The 19,816-nt window shown below is 46.4% G+C and carries 15 protein-coding genes, 5 tRNA genes and 2 pseudogenes; 6 read left to right on the top strand and 16 right to left on the bottom strand.

The window, feature by feature from the left end:
• Positions 1-45: 45 nt before the first annotated feature.
• Positions 46-4,698 (bottom strand): annotated as a pseudogene (locus D791_RS02130) (NAD-glutamate dehydrogenase domain-containing protein).
• A gap of 276 nt (positions 4,699-4,974) precedes the next feature.
• Between D791_RS02130 and D791_RS02125 the strand changes: the two are divergent.
• Complete coding sequence (locus D791_RS02125; RefSeq protein WP_036507073.1) at positions 4,975-6,306, top strand: BatD family protein; 1,332 nt, start codon at positions 4,975-4,977, stop codon at positions 6,304-6,306.
• Here the strand turns inward: D791_RS02125 and D791_RS02120 are convergent.
• Positions 6,303-7,184, bottom strand: coding sequence for a TIGR01777 family oxidoreductase (locus D791_RS02120; protein ID WP_036507070.1), 882 nt, complete (start codon positions 7,182-7,184; stop codon positions 6,303-6,305). The genes D791_RS02125 and D791_RS02120 overlap by 4 nt on opposite strands.
• 133 nt (positions 7,185-7,317) lie before the next feature.
• Here D791_RS02120 and D791_RS02115 point away from each other — a divergent pair, with 133 nt between their 5' ends.
• Entirely contained in the window at positions 7,318-8,436 is a 1,119-nt protein-coding gene (locus D791_RS02115; RefSeq protein ID WP_051513977.1) for a GGDEF domain-containing protein, read from the top strand.
• Between the two features lie 58 nt (positions 8,437-8,494).
• Here D791_RS02115 and D791_RS02110 read toward each other — a convergent pair whose 3' ends face one another.
• From D791_RS02110 to D791_RS02055, 13 genes are all read right to left on the bottom strand, one after another.
• A complete protein-coding gene (locus D791_RS02110) occupies positions 8,495-8,881 on the bottom strand; it encodes a hypothetical protein (RefSeq protein WP_036507068.1) in 387 nt (128 codons plus the stop codon).
• Between the two features lie 100 nt (positions 8,882-8,981).
• Entirely contained in the window at positions 8,982-11,423 is a 2,442-nt protein-coding gene (gene pepN / locus D791_RS02105; RefSeq protein ID WP_337588583.1) for an aminopeptidase N, read from the bottom strand.
• A gap of 4 nt (positions 11,424-11,427) precedes the next feature.
• Positions 11,428-11,601: a hypothetical protein gene (locus D791_RS21635; protein WP_337588582.1), complete on the bottom strand. Its 174-nt coding sequence runs from the start codon at positions 11,599-11,601 to the stop codon at positions 11,428-11,430.
• Between the two features lie 14 nt (positions 11,602-11,615).
• The gene (locus D791_RS02100) at positions 11,616-11,885 is read right to left on the bottom strand and encodes a DUF1315 family protein (protein WP_036507065.1); all 270 of its coding nucleotides are present in this window, start codon (positions 11,883-11,885) and stop codon (positions 11,616-11,618) included.
• Positions 11,886-11,922: 37 nt separating this feature from the next.
• Positions 11,923-12,543, bottom strand: a complete 621-nt coding sequence (locus tag D791_RS02095) for a rhomboid family intramembrane serine protease (protein ID WP_051513974.1) — start codon at positions 12,541-12,543, stop codon at positions 11,923-11,925.
• A gap of 9 nt (positions 12,544-12,552) precedes the next feature.
• The gene (locus D791_RS02090; protein WP_036507063.1) at positions 12,553-13,530 is read right to left on the bottom strand and encodes a metallophosphoesterase; all 978 of its coding nucleotides are present in this window, start codon (positions 13,528-13,530) and stop codon (positions 12,553-12,555) included.
• A 12-nt stretch (positions 13,531-13,542) separates the two neighbouring features.
• Complete coding sequence (locus D791_RS02085) at positions 13,543-14,421, bottom strand: NAD(+) kinase (protein WP_036507060.1); 879 nt, start codon at positions 14,419-14,421, stop codon at positions 13,543-13,545.
• Between the two features lie 31 nt (positions 14,422-14,452).
• Positions 14,453-15,313: a 1-aminocyclopropane-1-carboxylate deaminase/D-cysteine desulfhydrase gene (locus tag D791_RS02080; RefSeq protein ID WP_081763679.1), complete on the bottom strand. Its 861-nt coding sequence runs from the start codon at positions 15,311-15,313 to the stop codon at positions 14,453-14,455.
• A 79-nt stretch (positions 15,314-15,392) separates the two neighbouring features.
• A tRNA-Asp gene (locus D791_RS02075) sits at positions 15,393-15,469 on the bottom strand.
• 4 nt (positions 15,470-15,473) lie between these two features.
• A tRNA-Val gene (locus D791_RS02070) sits at positions 15,474-15,549 on the bottom strand.
• 51 nt (positions 15,550-15,600) lie between these two features.
• A tRNA-Asp gene (locus D791_RS02065) sits at positions 15,601-15,677 on the bottom strand.
• A gap of 4 nt (positions 15,678-15,681) precedes the next feature.
• Positions 15,682-15,757, bottom strand: a tRNA-Val gene (locus D791_RS02060).
• Positions 15,758-15,774: 17 nt separating this feature from the next.
• Positions 15,775-15,851, bottom strand: a tRNA-Asp gene (locus D791_RS02055).
• Positions 15,852-16,251: 400 nt separating this feature from the next.
• Here D791_RS02055 and syd point away from each other — a divergent pair.
• Both syd and D791_RS02045 read left to right on the top strand, forming a co-directional pair.
• Entirely contained in the window at positions 16,252-16,821 is a 570-nt protein-coding gene (gene syd, locus D791_RS02050) for a SecY-interacting protein (RefSeq protein ID WP_036507369.1), read from the top strand.
• Between the two features lie 11 nt (positions 16,822-16,832).
• A complete protein-coding gene (locus D791_RS02045; protein ID WP_036507058.1) occupies positions 16,833-17,411 on the top strand; it encodes a YajG family lipoprotein in 579 nt (192 codons plus the stop codon).
• Positions 17,412-17,421: 10 nt separating this feature from the next.
• On the opposite strand, the pseudogene msrB reads toward D791_RS02045, so the two are convergent.
• Positions 17,422-17,822, bottom strand: a pseudogene (msrB, locus tag D791_RS02040) (peptide-methionine (R)-S-oxide reductase MsrB).
• A 201-nt stretch (positions 17,823-18,023) separates the two neighbouring features.
• On the opposite strand from msrB, the gene D791_RS02035 reads away from it, so the two are divergent.
• Positions 18,024-19,238, top strand: a complete 1,215-nt coding sequence (locus D791_RS02035; protein WP_036507056.1) for a pyridoxal phosphate-dependent aminotransferase — start codon at positions 18,024-18,026, stop codon at positions 19,236-19,238.
• A 116-nt stretch (positions 19,239-19,354) separates the two neighbouring features.
• The gene (locus D791_RS02030) at positions 19,355-19,723 is read left to right on the top strand and encodes a hypothetical protein (RefSeq protein ID WP_036507054.1); all 369 of its coding nucleotides are present in this window, start codon (positions 19,355-19,357) and stop codon (positions 19,721-19,723) included.
• Positions 19,724-19,816: the final 93 nt, after the last annotated feature.

The following is a 19,816-nucleotide window of genomic DNA, read 5'->3' as shown; positions in this document are numbered from 1 at the left end:
ACTGCCAAACAAGCGCAGGCAGTTTGAAGAATAACCACCCACTAATTAAGATGATTTACAGGTTCGCGCAAGATCAAACAACTCACGCACAGCAACCGTATACATTGCATAGTCTTGCGTCTTAGCCAATTTAAGATCGGAAAGCACCTTATCCCAACGCTCTAAATGCGTTTTGTTCAAGGCTATCCAAGCATCAAGTGCAACATCACTTGCCTCAGCATCTACCTGCAACACAGTTGCAGTCAATGCTCGCTGCTGCCACTCAAGATCGTCTCGGAATGAGTCTCTTGCCAATGCTTGCCAATAACTATCGACATGCAGATCATTTAACTGACCCGCAAACCAATGCAATTCTAATCGCTCACCCAAACTGAAGAACGCTTGAGCCGCACGCGTCAACGGCACTTCGTGCTCACGTGTCACTTCAATAATACCCAGCGCTGTGAATAACACTCCAGAACCGGCAACAACTTTAGCAAGCTCAGAAGGCACACCCGCATTTGTGTAACGCTGGTAGGCATCCTCCCATTCAGTTCTAGGCTCACCACAGAGTAGATTTCCAAGGGTCAGGCTGATACTCCGTATTGAGTCTGCAAAATATTCGGTTTCAGACGCACAGTCAATGCCACCTCTGCGATTGCGCACAAACCAGCGTGCAGCATGACGCACCAAATATTGAAGGCGCTCCATCATTTCAAGCTGAATTTGGGCATCAACTTCATAGTCTAAAAACTCAATTTGCTTCCAGAGATTTGGCAAATCAAAGGCATCTCGAACCAACACATAGGCACGTACAACCGTACTCGTATCCGTCCCCGTTGTTGTAACCAAGCGGTCAACAAAGTTAACCCCCATCAAGTTAACAATTTCATTGGCAATTTGAGTCGCCACGATTTCCCTGCAAAGCTTATGCTGCTTTAAAGGCTCATTGTAAATTTTTACCATTTTATTAGGAAAAGCGGTGACCAATTCACGTGCAAGGTATGCATCATCTGGAACATCTGTCTTAAGCAACTCGGCTTTCAAGTCGGCTTTACTATACGAGACAAGTACGGACAGCTCCGGACGAGTTAACCCCAAACCGCTGACTCGACGCTCTTCAAGTTGATCTTCAGTCGGGATAAACTCGAGCTTTCGATTAAGTTTACCCTCAGACTCCAACTTATTAATGAAGCGCTGATACTCGGCCATTGCTTTCAAAGACCGACGCTCAGCTAAGGTGATGGCTTGAACCTGACGATAATTGTTTTTCAGAACCAGCCCAGCGACCTCATCGGTCATTTCCAGCAACAACTGATTGCGTTGCTTAAGGGTTAAATCCCCTGCCGCAACTAAACCATTCAACAGAATTTTGATATTGACCTCGTGGTCTGAACAATCAACTCCTCCTGCGTTATCAATGAAGTCGGTGTTTAAACGACCACCATTGCGAGCAAATTCCATTCGCCCTAACTGTGTCATCCCCAAATTCCCCCCCTCGCCAACAACCTTGCAGCGCAATTCATTACCATCGACACGCAACGCATCATTGGTTTTATCGCCGACATCTGCATGCGTCTCGGTGCTGGCTTTCACATACGTCCCAATACCACCGTTCCACAGCAAATCGATTTCAGACTTTAATAACGCAGAAATCAATTCAGTTGGCGTAATACGGGTTTGGCTCAGCCCCGTGAGCGCTTGGATCTCAGGTGTTAAAGTAATGGATTTTGCAGACCGCTCAAAAACACCTCCTCCCTTAGAGATCAGAGATGACTGGTAGTCCATCCATCCTGACCTTGGCAGCTCAAATAAACGCTTGCGCTCTGCAAAGCTTGCTTGTGGATCCGGATTTGGATCGATGAAAATATGCATATGGTTAAAGGCAGCGACCAACTTAATTTGATCAGACAGCAATAGTCCATTACCAAATACATCCCCGGACATGTCACCTATGCCTATGACCGTAAAGCTGATAGCGCGTATTAATTCCAATTTCGCGGAAATGACGTTCAACCGACACCCAGGCACCACGAGCCGTAATACCCATTTTCTTATGGTCATACCCTTGACTACCACCGGATGCGAACGCATCACCTAACCAGAACTGGTACGACTCAGCAATACCGTTGGCAATATCTGAAAACGTCGCGGTTCCCTTATCCGCGGCTACGACAAGATAGGTGTCGTCTTCATCATGCCTCACCACTTCTTTAGGCGGTACAACTTCGTTATCAATTACGTTGTCAGTAATATCGAGCAACGCACTAATAAAAATTTTATAGCAGACAATCCCTTCTTCAAGCCACTCGTCCCTTGTCATCCGACTGTTAAGACGCTTAGCGACAAATCCTCCTTTCGCTCCAACAGGCACTATCACCGCATTTTTAACTTGCTGCGCCTTTACTAGACCCAAGACTTCCGTTCTAAAGTCTTCATTTCGATCAGACCAGCGCAGGCCACCGCGTGCCACTTTACCACCCCGCAAGTGCACGCCCTCAACCCTAGGTGAAAAGACAAATATCTCAAACATAGGATACGGCTGCGGTACAAACGGAACCTGTGCCGGTGATAGTTTGAAGGATAGATACCCTTTAGACTGTCCTTTGCACATTTGAAAATAGTTGGTTCGTAACGTTGCATTGATCAATGCAAGGTATTGCCGAATAACCTGATCCTCATTCAAGCTGCTCACATCATCTAAAGCGGTCAATACACGCTCTTCAATTTTGCCGGCAAGATCCAAATTCGATTGCTGCGGATGAAAGCGAGCGTTGAACATCTGAATCAGATCGCGAGCAATGGGTACATGATTGTTTAATGCAAGACTCACCGCTTCAGTACTAATCGGAAAACGAATTTGTTTCATGTAAGATGCGTAGGCACGTAAAACAGACACTTCCCGCCAGCTTAGCCCTGCACCAAGAACCAAGCGGTTGAAGTCATCACTGCTACTCACCCCTTGCCAAATACTGAGAAACGCATCAGTGAAAATGGTTTGCAACTCTTCAATTGAAGCATGCTGCTTACCTGAAAAACGTAGGTTAAAATCATGGATCCAGATGCAGTTATCCTGACTGTCTTCAATTTGATAGGGATGTTCATCAATGACGCGCAGGCCCAAATTTTCCAGTGTTGGCAAAACATCCGATAAAGGCAAAGAATGACCAAAATGAAAAAGCTTGAAGTTGATCTCATCTTCTTCGCGGTCGAAAGCACGATAAAAGCTGAGTGCAATCGGCGAAGTGGTAGACAATTCTTTCATGTGCTGAATATCAATCACGGCTGAGCGGGCCGAAAAATCTGACCGATAACCTGCCGAGAATCCGCGGCCATAATGATTGAAGGCATGAATTCCCTGCTCCTCGCCCATGGACTCGATCAAGGCGTCATACAGATCTTCATCCCAACTACGTGCGGCAACTCGGATTTTGTACTCGATCTCACGCACATCAAACACATCCGCAACGGGCTCACCCTTGGAACAACGAAGGTTAAACTGAGTACGCGCTAGGATTGACTCAGAGAAATAGGTATTAAATTCCGCTAGATCACAACCTAGCTCTGCTTTTAAGATATTTTCAGCTTTAAGACGGAACTCTGTGCTATAGATATCACGCGGCACGTACACCAATGCCGAAAAGTACTGACCTTGATAATCTCGGCGTAAGAATAGACGTATTTGGCGACGTTCACGAATTTGTAAGATGCCCAACGCAATCTTACTTAGATCATCGATTTGTGTCTGAAACAAATCATCGCGCGGAAAGGTTTCCATGACCTGCAAGAGTTCTTTCCAATCATGCCCATTTGGATAAAAACCAGCACCATCCATCACGGCTTTGATCTTGTCACGGACAACGGGAATCACACTGGGTGAATGGGTGTATACGGATGAAGTATAAAGACCTAAAAACCGAACCTCTCCACACACCTCCCCTTGATCATCAAACCGTCTAAAACTAATGTAGTCAGGGTAGGCCGGACGGTGCACACGTGACTTGACAGACGCTTTCGAAAAGCTGATTAAATCCGGCAATAAAACATGGGGGGCACGCTGCAGTGTTACCTCCAACAGTTCTGATCGACAATCTGTATCACAATCACGCAATAAACCTAAACCGGACGCAGGCTTAATCTCAAAATGAGCGCCTGTCTCTTTTTCAACACGCTCAAACTCTTCATACCCAAGAAATGTAAAATTCTTTTCCAACCAAACCAAAAATGCAGACGCTTCTTTAATTTCGGGACGGCCATGAAGCTGCCCTTGCTGCTCATAATGCGCCATTTGATTTTTTAGCGCCGAGAGCATGGCGTCGAAATCATTAACGACGGCTTTTACATCATGCAAAACGGCCAGAAGTCCCTGCCGAATGTTCTCAAGCCGTTCTTTATCGGTGTGCCGATCGATTTCAATACAAACAATGGACTCACGTGATTCACTTTTATCGGACATTTCTAAAAAATGACCTTGATCGTCTCGAGAAACACGAATAACAGCATTGGTAATGGCATGCGTCGCGACATTCTGTCGGTTTAGTTCCAAACGCAGAGAATCAACAATAAACGACATGTCTGGCACTAACACCATGACAACCGTATGCGTTGACTGCCAACCATGTTGCTCATAATCAGGGTTGAAAACCTTAACTTTTGGGCCGGCAAGCTGGCTGTGCTGGAAAAACTCCCAAACCGAAAGCACTGAACCTAATAGGTCATCTGCTCTCCATTTTTGCAGATCTAACTCCGGAGTGGTCATGAAAAAACGATCCATAAACCGGAGCAACGCCGCTGACTTACTTTCAGCTAAACGATTTGTAACCTCTCGCTTTAAGTTCGCGAGAATTTCAGATTTACTTTCCACAGCTTGACGGGGCATAAAAACTCTCTTTTTGATTATATTAAGACTAGATTAAACCGCCTAAGACAATTTACTCATTGCAGAGTGGCATGCCTTACTTGATAATAATCCTATAGACTTAAAAATAAGATTATATGAACACTAAGCTTAAGCAAGCCTTTATCACTGTTTTTTTTATTTGTTGTTTTTTTTCAGCGTCTGCAGCGGCAGAGCTTCAAGTCAATATTGATCGCCAAAGCTTGACCTTGGATGACCGTGCTCTGTTGACGATTGAGGCCAATGGTGACTTCCAATTACCACCCGATCTATCTCCCTTGCAGCAAGATTTTCGACTGGGTGCTATTCAACGCTCACTGGTCACCACCCATACAGCAGGACAGCGACAGTCCCGAACACGTTGGCAAATCCCTATTAGTGCCAAAACAACAGGCTCCGTTATACTTCCGCCTTTGAGACTGCAAAACTTCACGTCTGAGCCTATTCAGCTTTCAATCGCCCCAGGTCGTGAACGAGCTCCCATTTCGTCTACAGCTCAGTTCAATGATTTAGTCATTGAGGCGAGATTAGATCGCTTAATCGTCTATAAAAATGCGCAGCTGATTATGGATGTCACGTTATTTCATCGACAGCCCTTACCTGACGACACGGAGTTTGTGCCACCCTACATTGAATCAGGACGCGTTATTCGTTTGCAGGCTCCGAGCACACGTACGGCTGAGGTCAATCGTGAACCCTACTTAGTGACCGAGTTCAGCTTCGCTCTTTTCCCTAATGAAGAAGGCTATATCCGCATTGAAGGACCAGCATTACGATTACCTGAAGGAAATCGTTTTTTATTGGATGAGCTTCTCGCGGATGATCTAGAGGTTGAAGTATTACCTCAGGTGCATGATACCCATGATGGTCATTGGCTACCTTCAGAGAATGTGTTTTTAAGTGACACGCTAGGAAGCCTTCCCTTAGGTGAGGAGCCCAGACTTTTACGCAGTCTGACATTGACAGCCGTCGGACTCACATCCGATCATTTACCCGATACCTTGTTGCTTGCTGATCCCTACCCTCATTACACACTCGTTGGACGCGAGTCTAACGAGCATTTATCCAGCCAAGGCGTTACGAGTGTCCTACAAGAACTATGGTTGCTGACACCAGAACAAGAAGGCACTTACCCACACCCTGGGGCTGAGATACACTGGTGGGATACGCTGTCGGATCAAGCACGAATCACGAGCAGGCCTCACGGTGAAATTACTATTGGCTCCGAGTTCGTCACCTCTACAGGGAGCAATGTCGATACATCTACCTCTTCCGGAAAGACAAACATAGAAGAAGATCGAGACTTCAATAGTCAACGTTTAGGATTAATAACCGCAACCTTAATGCTACTGTCTGTACTTGCCTACACTCTGTATCAACGCTGGAGTCAACATTTAAATCGACGCATTACCCTAAAGCGCCCTGTTTAAAGAGACGCCTTAATTGCACCTTGCAAATCGGGATAGTCAAAGACAAATCCGAGGCTTGTTAAACGTGTAGGAACCACTCTCTGCCCTTTCACAAGCAGCTCGCGCCCTTCACCCAACATCACGGCCAGTGTAAACTCCGGCACTCTAAAGAGAGCGGGCCGATGTAGTGCTTGGGCAAGCGTTTTAGAAAATACGTTATTTGTGACAGGATTTGGAGCTGTCAGATTGAACGCTCCTCGAACCTCACAATGATCGACAAGATACAGCAATGCCTTCACCTCATCTTGCAAATGAATCCAGGACATCCATTGCTTGCCTGTTGCAACAGGTCCGCCTAGACCCAACTTAAATGGCAAAATCATCTTCGCTAGAGCACCGCCATTGGGGCCTATAACCACTCCAGTCCTCGCTAAACAGACTCTGATTCCCAAGCTCTCTGCAGCCAGTGCTTCAGCCTCCCAATCCGCACATAACTGATGTGTAAACCCTTTGACAACAGCGCTATCTTCAGAAATCAACACATCTTCTTGGCTGCCATAGAAGCCAATGGCTGAACCACTCACTAGGACCTCCGGCTTCCGTTCTAATCCCCTTAACCATTCAACCAATGACGCAGTGGTCTTAATACGGCTCTCTCTCAAAAGCTGCTTATGAGAAGCGCTCCAGCGCTGATCAAGGATTGGCTCACCTGCTAAGTTAATAACTGCATCCAATGTTTGATCCATTGGAATGTCTGTTAAACGCTGCACATATTGAACACCTTTCACTGACTCATGAGGCCTTCTTGACAGCACTATGACATGATCGCCCCGATCAATCAGCGCTTTCACCAAAGCACGCCCAATAAATCCCGTACCACCTGTTAAGAGTAGGTTCATGTGATTCTCTCCTTATTCGTTTTTGTATACACTAGGCGCAGCTAAACTTTAGTGTGAATATGTACGTTGATACCGTTAATACAGATTGTAGACCCTTACATTCTATTCAGGACAGCCAACTAAGGATATCTGGATGAGTCGCGCTATTTCTCTTGAGGAAGAAAACAAAGAGTTACGTCGCATGCTGACGATTATGCGGCAAAAAGCCTATCACAATGACCAACTCTTACACTCTTTCTTTGAAGCAAAACTCAAGCTCATGTCATCCACTACCCTAGCTGAGCTCGTAAGCTATTTATTAAATGATTTTAGGCGAGATTTTAAGTTATCAAGCTTAACTCTCATGTTACTTGATCCTGAAGATATTGTTCGAGATCTGCTGCAGGGCTATGAAGTCAACTCAACAGAGTCCGAGCTCCATTTGCTTAAATCACAAGGGCCACTCAATGAGTTGTTTCCAGACTTAACCTACTTTTGTGGCGAACCCAGCGAAACCATTCGAACGTTTTGCTTTCCTCACACCGTCACCATTCAATCCTGTGTGTTGTTGCCCCTAATCCAAGATAACTGCTTAATCGGCTCATTAAATCTAGGCAGCCACGACCAGCTGCGGTATAGCCAGTTTTTAAGCTACGACTATGTCATGTACCTTGCATCCGTCTTATCAACTTGCGTGGAAATTTGCATTAGCCGAGAAACGCTTGTCCGTTTAAGCAGCATTGACTCTCTGACAACCACTGCTAACCGTCGCAGCTTCAATGAGCACTTAAGCCGTGAAATCAATCGCTGCCAACGCTCAAACGAGCCTTTTGTATGCATGATGCTCGACATCGATCATTTCAAATCCATTAACGACCGTTTTGGTCACTTAAGTGGCGATCAAGTGCTTCGAGCCGTCGCACACTTGCTAAAAGAAAAACGACGAATTCTTGACTGTGTTGCACGCTACGGTGGAGAGGAGTTTGCGCTGCTGCTGCCAAGTTGCTCACTGGATACAGGATTAAGACTAGCAGAGGAACTGCGCAGAACCATCAGCGAAACACCCTTTTATGGACAAGAAGGCGAGTCGATACAGGTTACCTGCTCTATTGGATTAACGGTTTGCGATCCAAAACACCCGCAATACTATCGTGACGTAGAAAAACTTAAGTCGAACTTAATCAGCAGTGCGGATCAAGCCCTCTATCGGAGCAAGCACAATGGACGCAACTGTGTCCACCACCAACCCTGTCCTATGCTGATCTCGCCTTGAATCACATACACCCCTTCATAAACAAAAAGGCCGCAACTGCGGCCTTTTTGTTTAGATATTAACGATACTGCTCGTCATTGAAGGGGTCAAGTGGGCGCTCTAGCAAGCTGTCCTCATTGAAGTAGAGAACGCGACCTTCAAGCTTAAGCCCTTTAGAGCTGAACCAACGCTCACTTTCTTCCAACGCTTCTTCAGAGCGGCTAACGGCGTACCAAGCCCGGATAACTCGGTAGAGATAATGCGCAGCAAGCGCGGCTGCAGCCCCTAAAAAAAACTTTGAGCTGATCGCAAACACCAGAATAACCAGTGCGACAATCCACACTCGACTGGCCTTGGCCTCTTTAACCGCTTCTTTGGCTGTGCTCAACTGTTCTTGGCACTTTAATGCACGGCGAAAATTCTGCTGAATATCAAACTTATCGTCTGCAACTAAGAATCGTTCCATTCTACTTATCCCAATGGTTTATTTTAAAAATAGTTTATCACAGAGTATAACGAAGCTAGGCAAATGGAGCGAGTCAATCCAATACAACCTTTGACTAAAGTTAAGCCATACTCTTACTTAAAACTTCATAAACATCACCCGACAAATCCCCAGACTCAATGATGCGCTGTAGTTGCGCCCTCATCAACGCCTGCCGCTGGCTATCATAACGCTTCCACCGTGTTAAGGGGGTCAGTAAGCGTGATGCCACCTGCGGGTTTTGTTTATCTAATTCTATAATCTTATCTGCTAAGAAGCGGTACCCCTCGCCATCCAATCCATGAAAGTTCACTGTATTTTGATTACAAAATGTTGAAATCACAGCGCGCAATTTATTTGGGTTACGTGAATCATACACAGGATGTTCCAACAATGCTTTGACACGAGACAAGGCACCAGATTTTGGATCGGCCGCTTGCAGTGCTAGCCACTGATTCATCACGAGAGACTCATGCTGCCATTGATTCAGAAATTCGTCCAGCATTTCTCGCGCAGAATCGGTAAAAACAGAATAAACAACCGTGGACAAGGCTGCAAACTGCTCTGTCATATTATCCGACTCGGAGAACTGCTGCTCAGCCAAGGCCAAATAGGTTGGGCTGTCCAATGCCATCAAATACCCCAAGCAAGTATTCTTTAAACTTCTGCGCGCCATTTCAGAAGAATCAGGGCGATAGCTCTCTTCACTACCCATCTCGTTATACAAGGTTAACCATTGAGCCTCTAACGCTTGTGCAAGTTGACGGCGCATCGTCCGGCGCGCATTGAAAATCGCGTCAACATCAATCACTGTCGATATTTCACTGAGATAGGCTTCTGTGGGCAGAGTTAACAACAAAGAAGCCATTGCCGGATCGTCCGACGCGCGCTCAAGCAATACTTGCCATGCCGAAACGAAGGCTTCAGGTAATGCATCGTCTACCTCTCCTCCTTTGAGGATTCGTGCTTGCAACAACCGAACCGCCAATTGCTGGCCTGCATCCCAACGTGCAAACCCATCTGTTTCATGAGTTAATAAGAAGCTAAGCTGCTCTTCAGTGTAGGGATAAAACAGCTTAACGGGCGCCGAAAAACCGCGCAACAAAGAAGGTGTCGGCTTCTCAAGCACCCCTTTCACGACAAAGATCGTCTCTTCATCTGTTAACTCAACCAACTGCGAAAGCTGCCCATTTGCCAGAGGAATCGCCTGCCCAGTTGAGTCAAAGAGTGCCAAGCTCATCGGAATATGCAAGGGTTGCTTATCAGTCTGACCCGGTGTGGGTGGCGTTGACTGGGTAAAGCGTAAGGTATAAGTTTGCTGACCGGCATTATATTCATCGACAACGTCTAAGCGTGGCGTACCGGCCTGACTGTACCAACGTTTGAACTGGGTCAAATCTCGTTGAGACACGGCCTCCATACAGGCAACAAAATCATCGGTGGTAACGGCTTGACCATCATGGCGATCAAAATAGAGGTCCGTGCCTTGTCGAAACACCTTCTCACCAAGCAAGGTATGCAGCATTCGAACAATTTCAGCGCCCTTTTCATACACCGTCAAGGTATAAAAATTTGAAATCTCAATAAATGATGCTGGACGCACAGGGTGAGACATCGGGCCTGCATCTTCTGCAAATTGTGCTGTACGCAGCAGGGTCACGTCTTCGACACGCTTAACCGCAGCCGAGTGCATATCGGCCGAAAAACATTGGTCTCTGAAAACAGTAAACCCTTCCTTCAAACTCAGCTGGAACCAATCACGGCAGGTCACACGATTTCCAGACCAATTATGAAAATACTCATGCGCTACCACAGACTCCACCCGCTGAAAAGCTGCGTCGGTTGTGGTTCTTGGGTGTGCAAGCACGCAAGAGGTATTAAAGATATTAAGCCCTTTGTTCTCCATTGCACCCATGTTAAAAAAGTCGACAGCGACAATCATGTAAATATCAAGATCATACTCTCGACCATACACACGCTCATCCCAGCGCATGGACTGTTTTAGCGACTCCATCGCATGGCCTAGCTTATCTAAATCCTTGGCTTCGGCATAAATTTGCAACTTTACGGCTCGGCCCGACTGGGTCGTAAACGTATCCTCTGCACAACTCAGATCGCCAGCCACCAGTGCAAACAAGTAGGCAGGCTTTGGAAATGGATCCTGCCAAGTCACCCAATGACTCGTTTCATCCGAGCCCTGTGCCACTGGATTGCCATTACTTAACAGAACGGGGTATTGGTTTTTATTAGCAATCAGTGTTGTCGTAAACACAGCCATGACATCGGGCCGATCGGGATAAAAGGTGATACGCCGAAAGCCCTCCGCTTCACACTGAGTGCAAAACATGCCATCCGAAAGGTACAACCCCTCTAATGCCGTATTTGCTTCGGGGTTAATCTTCGTAACACAACGCAATTCAAAGGTGTCGTTAAGCGAAACATTCAAACGCAACACTTCATCCTGACGCAGCCACCCATTATCAGGGACCGTTACACCGTCGATTGACAGGCTTAATAACTCCAAGGAATCATGCCCAAACAAGCATAAGCTGATCTGGGGAGGCTTTCGGATTACGTCGCATCCGTAATACTGATTCAACGCAAGTTGCCGTTGCATCAAGTTCGAAACGTAAATCAACCGTTTCGACTAAAAATGCGGGGACGGTATAGTCTTTGAGGTAAATAACGGATTTTTGCGACATAAGACGGCGAGACCTTAGCTATTTAAAATTTTTAACACTTCAGGCTGCAGCGGATCACAACCGTGCTGATTTCCATCTGGACGCGTGCGATCAATGAAGCCGACTCGTTTTTCCTCTGGAAGGTTACGCAAGTGCTCATACGCGATGACCGCTTTTAAGCTGTACTCTTTTTGTGCGGCTGTTAACGGCTGTCCATTCGGCCATTTACCGATCTCAATTGATGTCTTCATTGACTCATAGACATCGTGAGTCATGGACTCAATCATTTCATTAAACGATAACATTGATCTCTCCAAAACAAGACACTCGTCGTAACGCATTTTACGCAAAATATCGCCGAAGCAGATGACCTGGCAATACCAATAAAAGCCCAACCAACAACCCCACTAAGTGCGCTGTATTGGCAATAGCTCCAAAACCTATCAAGCCTAAGAGTCCGGTATACCCTAGCAGCAACCAAACCACCATAAACCCCATCAAGCCCGGAGGTAAATAAAATCCAGGGCGAAATCGCATACGATCCCAGAGCCATGCATATCCTAACACAGCGTAAACCACACCGGACATACCACCAAATAATGGACCACTGACTAAAAACTGAGCGAGATTTGACAACCCACCCGCTATTAGCACAATCATCAGCAACCAAACCGGACCTTGCGATTGCTCAATACGCGTTCCCACAACCCAAATCCACAAAAGATTGAAGACAAGGTGCAGCATACTAAAGTGCATAAACATAGGCGTGAAAAAACGCCACCACTCGCCCGAAGCCACAACCCCTTTCAAATTGTAATATGAGATCTGTGCACCAACACTGGAGAAGTCCGAAAACGTCAACAACCGCATCATGCCACGATTATCACCGAACCCAACCAGCATCGAAATAAAAATGCTCAAACCGAGCAAAATGAGCGTCATCCAGTATCTACGCCAGGTCATGTAGGCTCCTTAATCTGAAAAGACAAACTCTCGGGCGACATCGACCCAAACAAATTTATCTTTTTGGATTCTCACTTCGTCATCCATCCGATAGGCGACCAACTTACCGTACTTCACCGCACTATAGTCCAAACATGCAATATTGGGTGCCAAGGGTTCCGGTTCGCCTTGACACCAATAGTGACCAATAAATAAGGGCTTTTGGTCTTCTCGATAGCAGATTAAGTCCGCTCGTTGCTCTCGACTTAAGGGCAGGCGCGCCAAATGCGAGGGTAAAGGATCCGGCTGGAAGACCACGTCTACAAGATAATATGGATCCCTAACCCAGAATTTAGTTCGAAAAAAATGTCGCTCGAACCCATCTCGACTGATCATAACCTCATCGTTGGGCAACTTTAAATGAGTGCCTCTTAGCAATCGATCTATAATGGTGTATTCCAGCGAATCCTGAACAGCGGAGCGAAAGAGAAACCCTCGTTTCATCCGGTTACCCCCGTTCATCTCAATAAAGCGATCAATCATTTCCTGATGCCAACAGGCATGCACAATCCGAAAACGCTCCATATCGAGAAATAAGGGCATTTGCTCAAACCACTGCAAGAAATCTCTCTGATCTTCCGGGTAATTGGCCAACTGTTGCAGGGTTTGTTCCAGTATGCGCTCATGACGAGGGGTATGGCTGCGCAAATAGGCTTGCGCAAAACCGCTCGGCGCAGGTGTCGAATAACACAGATAGTTGTATTCATGATTTCCCATGATAATTTGGGCATGACCCGCATCCACCATGTCCCTCACCAAATGGAGAGCTTCACGGATATGGGGTCCACGATCAATAATATCCCCCACAAAGATGGCTTGGCGCTCTGGATGAGAATATACACCCTTATTTTGAGTATACCCCATACGACTGAGGAGAATTCGAAGACTTAAGGCGCAACCATGAATATCTCCAATTAGGTCGTAGCCTTTAAACGCTCGCTCGCTCACTAAGTGCCTCCATTAACTCGGCCGGGATGACCAGCCCAGTTTTTCACGGCAGGTTTCATAAAAGTTATAATCAACGGGGTGAATCAATTTTAGCTTGGCTGACTTTTTTCGAACCGTAATAATATCACCAGGGGTCAAACTAAAATCAGACTGACCATCACAGGAAATCGTTGGATAGGTTGAGTTTTCTTCACTCACCACCATTTTCAATTCACTGTTGCCATTCACGACAATCGGTCGACTTGATAAGGTGTGCGGAAACATGGGAACCAATACCAGGGCATCTAACTTAGGATGCATGATGGGCCCTCCAGCTGATAAGGCATAGGCGGTCGACCCGGTCGGCGTTGAAATAATCAACCCATCCGAACGCTGGGTATACACAAACTGCCCTTCAATATACAAATCAAACTGAATCATGCGCGTCGCTTTGCCTGGGTGCAGCACACAATCGTTCAAGGCAGCCATTTCGCCGACCATCTCACCTTTACGACGAATATTCACATCCAATAGAAAGCGCGTATCAACGCTGTATTTACCCTGAAGCACTTCATTCACACGCTCCTCAATTTCTTGCGGTGAAATATCGGTTAAGAAACCTAGATTCCCACGGTTAACACCCAGCACGGGAACATTGCTCTGGGCCAACGACCTAGCAGCGCCAAGCAAACTCCCATCTCCACCAACAACAATGACCAAATCACAGATTTCGCCCATCATTTTTTGTTTGCTGGTTTGTCGGCCATGGCCCGGCATCACCTCGGCGATTTTTTGATCCAGAATGACATTCAACCCCTTATCATCCAAAAAGCGAATCAACTGCTTCAAGGTGTCAATTACCGCCTTACTGCCTAAGCGACCAATCAAACCAATGTTTCGAAAGTTATCCATGGGTATCTCACTGTTAAGAAGTCTATCTTCATTATAGTGGCAATGGCCCTTGAAATTCAGGGGCTAATCTCTCAATCTTCGACTTGCAGCCGCGCACCCCCTGCATTCCACCTGTATGAAACAAAGCGATACGACTACCCTGAGGAAATGTATCAGACATTACAAGTCGACAAAACGCTTGATACATTCTTAGCGTATACAAAGGATCCCAAAGGCGTGAGGTTTTATACCATAATGCAGCCAACTCCGCATTGATCTTCCCATAAGGCAAGGTTCCATCCAGTACCGTCAATCCCTCAGGCATAGGCTGGCTCATTTCAGCCAAATGCTGAGACAGCATAGATCGCGCCTCTTGCGCGCTAATTTGAAGTGCAGGAACGACGATCAGATGGCAGTTTTTAGGCTTTCCCAAAAGCAAACCCGCCGCCGTCGCTCCCGTTCCGAGAGGACACAGCACATAGTCAAAATCAGAGACCGCCAAGAAGGACCCGATATTCGCGCAGCTTAAAACGGCTTCGGGAGAACTTCCCCCTTCCGGGATCAACTCAAAATCCCCGAACTGCTCGTAAAGCGCTTGAGTAAAATCTGGATGGGTTTTGTTTCGATACTCCTGTCTTGAAACGAAGTGAAGGGCCATCCCCCAAGACTCTGCATCTTGCAAGGTAGCATTTAACGGACACGGCCTCTCACCTCGAACAACACCAATGGTGGGAATACCATAATGATAACCTGCATAGGCCAACGCATGAAGATGATTTGAGTAGCAGCCACCGAAGCTGAGCAGGGGTCTGCGCGTGCATGATGCAAGACTTCGTTTGAGCACAGGCTCAAGCTTGAACCATTTATTACCACTGATTTGGGGATGGGACAGATCTAGTCGAATAATCGACACATCAAGACATTTCTGTCGTATCAAAGCATTGGAATATGGTTGAGAAGGAATATGCATTTGGAAGTATAAACAATTTTAATGGCGGAACGGACGGGACTCGAACCCGCGACCCCCTGCGTGACAGGCAGGTATTCTAACCAACTGAACTACCGCTCCGTTATGGTGGGCGAAGAGGGGTTCGAACCCCCGACCCCCTGCTTGTAAGGCAGGTGCTCTCCCAACTGAGCTATTCGCCCATAACGAATGACATTATAAAATGTCGGTAACCACTAAAACGTTTACACAAATGGCGGAATGGACGGGACTCGAACCCGCGACCCCCTGCGTGACAGGCAGGTATTCTAACCAACTGAACTACCACTCCGTTATGGTGGGCGAAGAGGGGTTCGAACCCCCGACCCCCTGCTTGTAAGGCAGGTGCTCTCCCAACTGAGCTATTCGCCCATAACGTTCAATACCAGTGGCGGAATGGACGGGACTCGAACCCGCGACCCCCTGCGTGACAGGCAGGTATTCTAACCAACTGAACTACCACTCCGTAATCTGGTATTGCTGTCGTTGCGGCTGTCGCTGTTTTGCTGTGCCTCAATGACGGTGCGAATTCTAATGATATTCAGAACTTTGTCAAACACTTCTTTGCAAAAAAATTAAATATTTTTTACGCCTCAACTCTTAAAACACCCAACAAGTGAGTAAATACAAGGCCTCCAGCGATTTTTCACATCTAAAAATATTTTATAAAAAAAGCATTCTTTTTCACATGCACCCAACACTCTCCCACCTAATTGATTGAATTTTATACAAACAATAGACTGCCAAAGATACAACACAAACACCCAACAACTGACTAACACGGATTTTAGCGCCAAGGACTTGATTGATTTACACCCACAAAGCTAGAGTAACCCAAATTGATGACCACCCAAGATGAGCCTCCGATGCAAAACACCTCCTCCCCTGTTAAAGATGCACTTGATCACTTTTACACAAAGTTTTTTAAGCTTGTCGATGAAAAGGGAGCCCCACTCGTTCCTTATGATTCCGAATGGCTTAGCGTTTGCTATTTAGACGATGGTAAAGAAGGTGACGATGTCAGATGGCTTCCCAAGCGACAAACTCAACAGACGGATATGTTTGAACGCCTCAGTGAGGCACTGGAGACACCTATACACCCTGACATTATCGACTTTTACAGTCATTACTGGTCAGATCCCATCACAGCCAACACTGCACAAGGCAAACTTTCGTTACTGCAGGTATGGAATAACGATGACTTGGAACGTCTACGCGCTAACTTTATTGGACATGCTCTGCAAAAAAAGCGGCGCAGACACCCCCTGACACTATTCTTTGCATTGACTCTTCCTGACACTGAGATGATGATCAGCGTTGACAATGCGGATGGGCGCATTTGGGTTGAACGCCCAGGTAAAGCACCCCATTTATGTGTCGCGGATTCACTGGCTGAATTCATCAACGCTTTAGAACCCGAACTCACAACTGCTTAGAGGATTTATTTGTGCGCACGTTATCCCTTACGATCCTTCTATCGATGCTATTTTTGATCGGATGCACCAGTGGCCCTATGCCACAGCGCATCTATTTTGAGCCTCAAATCACCTCAGTACCCAGACTTCCGTCCTCTATGCCCTTATCGGTTGAGGTACGCTATCCACAACAGCAACTCAAAATCGGCACTCTAGCAGACAGGTTTGGTAACGAAACAACGATTTCTGTAACCGATGGAATGACAGCTGAATTTCAGCGAGCCGCGATCAACACACTCAATCGTATGGGCGTTCAAACCAGCGCTTCATCCAATGCGCGTTTAGTCCTAACACTTGATCAAGTGACCTATTTTCTTCGCAGCGACGGTGTAAGAAGAGAGCTGGTGGGTGAAATACGCATGAGCATGAGTGTTAACGATGGACGTCGTAGCTATTCAGGGAAGTTCGAAGCGGCTCAGCGCCAAGAAGTCCTAGCGACGCCCAGTGAACAGAAAAGCCGTGAGTTCATGAATGAAGTGGCGACTGACTTGCTCACGCAAGCGTTTAACGACCCCGAATTTACACGCTACTTAATTCAAGGGTCGCTGTAAGGAATTACTTTTAAGTATCGGTTGCTTTAAAGCTCATTGCGACCGAGTTAATGCAATAACGAAGACCTGTCGGGGGTGGTCCATCTGGAAACACATGACCCAAATGTGCACCACACCCAGTACAGGTCACTTCCGTTCGCAACATACCATGTGATCGATCCACATGCTCTGTCAACGCAACAGGTCCATAGGCTGCCAAAAACTTGGCCAACCACATCCCGCATCAAACTTGTGCTCCGATGAGAACAAAGGTTGCTGACAACATACGCAGTGATACTGCCCCTCTTGATCCAGTGCATACAGCTCACCCGAAAACGGCCTTTCGGTTCCTTTTTGCCGACACACGTAAAATTGCTCTGGCGTGAGAAGACGTTCCCACTCATCTTCAGTTTTAAGCACTTTCTTTGTCATAATAATTAACCAACATGCTCGTAATTTATCGTGGTTCCCGATTGAAATTAGCCATGTAAGGCGTATGATTATGCGCCTTACATCGGGACGCTTGGTCTGTCATTTCTTGCATCCAAATCATGCTAAACGCCCGCTAACACCCATTTTATTTAGCTTATTTTTTACGCTCAGGCCTCGCCTTTAGAGCTCGGGATCTACAAGATGTCTGTTATCCGAAAATCGAATAAACTTATCAATGTCTGTTATGACATACGTGGCCCTGTCATGCAGGAAGCCAAGCGTCTTGAAGACGAAGGTCATCGTATCATTAAGCTGAACATTGGCAACCCCGCACCTTGGGGTTTTAACGCACCGGAAGAAATCGTCAAAGACGTTATTTATAACCTACCGGAATCTCAAGGCTATTGTGACTCTAAAGGTGTCTTCTCTGCGCGTAAAGCGGTAATGCAAGAGTGCCAACGCAAATCCATCAAACATGTCGGCATCGAAGACATCTACATCGGCAACGGTGTATCGGAATTGATCGTTATGGCCATGCAAGGCTTGCTAAATGACACGGATGAAATGTTAATTCCGTCGCCCGACTACCCTTTATGGACCGCAGCCGTTAGCCTCTCAGGCGGCACCCCTGTTCACTATCGGTGCGATGAGGGAAATGACTGGCTGCCTGATCTAGACGATATCCGCAGTAAAATCACGGAACGAACGCGCGGTATTGTCATTATTAACCCAAACAACCCAACGGGCGCCGTTTACCCTGAGTCAATCTTGCTGGCGCTTCTGGAAATCGCTCGCGAGCACTCACTGATCGTTTTTGCTGACGAAATTTACGACAAAATCCTATACAACGAAGCCGAGCATACATCCATTGCCTCGCTTGCCGATGATGTACTGTGCATCACCTTTAATGGGTTATCAAAAACCTATCGAGCAGCGGGCTTCCGTTCAGGATGGATGATTGTCAGCGGCCCAAAACACAAAGCACGTGATTACGTAGAAGGGTTGGACATGCTCGCCAGCATGCGCCTGTGCGCCAACGTTCCAGCACAGTATGCCATTCAAACAGCATTAGGTGGCTACCAAAGCATTAACGAACTTATCGTTCCGAGTGGACGCTTGCATGAGCAAATGGAGCTGGCTTGGCGAATGCTAAATGACATTCCCGGTGTATCCTGCGTAAAACCCAAAGGGGCGTTGTATTTATTCCCAAAACTGGATCCAGAGCGTTATCCCATCCACAATGATGAAAAGTTTGCACTGGACTTGCTTCAGCAGCAAAAGGTACTGATTGTTCAAGGTAGCGGCTTTAATCTTGATGACACTCAACATTTCCGTTTAGTCTTTCTGCCCAGTACTGACCTTCTGATCGAAGCAATTGAACGAATTGCAGTTTTTTTAAAAACCTACGAGCAATAAGTAAAACAGACTGCTATGATAAAAGAGCCTGAATAGTGTTTATTCAGGTTCAGCTTTTTGTAATCTGACTGACCTATACTTCTTTTTCCATGCACATTAAGGGATGCAGATCTAACATGTTTATCAAAATCAAAAAAAACCTCGGTATCTCTATGCAGCACAATGGCATAGATAAGCGCCATATTGTTCCTGTTACCTCCAACTTTTTACTCAACCTTGATCAAGTGGCTGAAGCCTCTTTCTACACACTAAAAGCCGCAAAAACCCACGTGGATCTTGAAGGTCGTGAAATTGAACTGCCCATGCACACAGCAGTTGTACACCTCCAAATGAGTTATCTCTATGCGCTCTATACTGAGGACAAGGCTGGCCGTAAAGGTCGTATGGCGGAACGACAGTTTTACAAACTTTTCTTTAGACCTGAAAACCTAGACCCTTATCTTGAACTGAGAGGTGTCATCGAGACACAGGTTGCCAATCTTTAATTCGTCTACACTTTGATTCACCTAAGCCGGTTCAAAAAACCGGCTTTTCTATCTTGAAACTTTTACCTTTCACCCACATCTAATAGCCAGTTT

The organism is Nitrincola nitratireducens, assembly GCF_000585235.1.
GTDB lineage: Bacteria > Pseudomonadota > Gammaproteobacteria > Pseudomonadales > Balneatricaceae > Nitrincola > Nitrincola alkalisediminis.
Note: the sequence above shows the minus strand (reverse complement) of the source record. Positions and strands in the feature narration are given on the sequence as shown.

Bases quoted from the DNA above. Each gene is read 5' to 3' on its own strand.
- D791_RS02035 (WP_036507056.1), top strand. From the start codon at position 18,024: ATGTCTGTTATCCGAAAATCGAATAAACTTATCAATGTCTGTTATGAC.
- D791_RS02120 (WP_036507070.1), bottom strand. From the start codon at position 7,184: ATGAACCTACTCTTAACAGGTGGTACGGGATTTATTGGGCGTGCTTTG.
- D791_RS02125 (WP_036507073.1), top strand. From the start codon at position 4,975: ATGAACACTAAGCTTAAGCAAGCCTTTATCACTGTTTTTTTTATTTGT.
- D791_RS02110 (WP_036507068.1), bottom strand. From the start codon at position 8,881: ATGGAACGATTCTTAGTTGCAGACGATAAGTTTGATATTCAGCAGAAT.
- D791_RS02095 (WP_051513974.1), bottom strand. From the start codon at position 12,543: ATGACCTGGCGTAGATACTGGATGACGCTCATTTTGCTCGGTTTGAGC.
- D791_RS02115 (WP_051513977.1), top strand. From the start codon at position 7,318: ATGAGTCGCGCTATTTCTCTTGAGGAAGAAAACAAAGAGTTACGTCGC.
- D791_RS02030 (WP_036507054.1), top strand. From the start codon at position 19,355: ATGTTTATCAAAATCAAAAAAAACCTCGGTATCTCTATGCAGCACAAT.
- syd (WP_036507369.1), top strand. From the start codon at position 16,252: ATGCAAAACACCTCCTCCCCTGTTAAAGATGCACTTGATCACTTTTAC.
- D791_RS02085 (WP_036507060.1), bottom strand. From the start codon at position 14,421: ATGGATAACTTTCGAAACATTGGTTTGATTGGTCGCTTAGGCAGTAAG.
- D791_RS21635 (WP_337588582.1), bottom strand. From the start codon at position 11,601: ATGTCGCAAAAATCCGTTATTTACCTCAAAGACTATACCGTCCCCGCA.
- D791_RS02100 (WP_036507065.1), bottom strand. From the start codon at position 11,885: ATGTTATCGTTTAATGAAATGATTGAGTCCATGACTCACGATGTCTAT.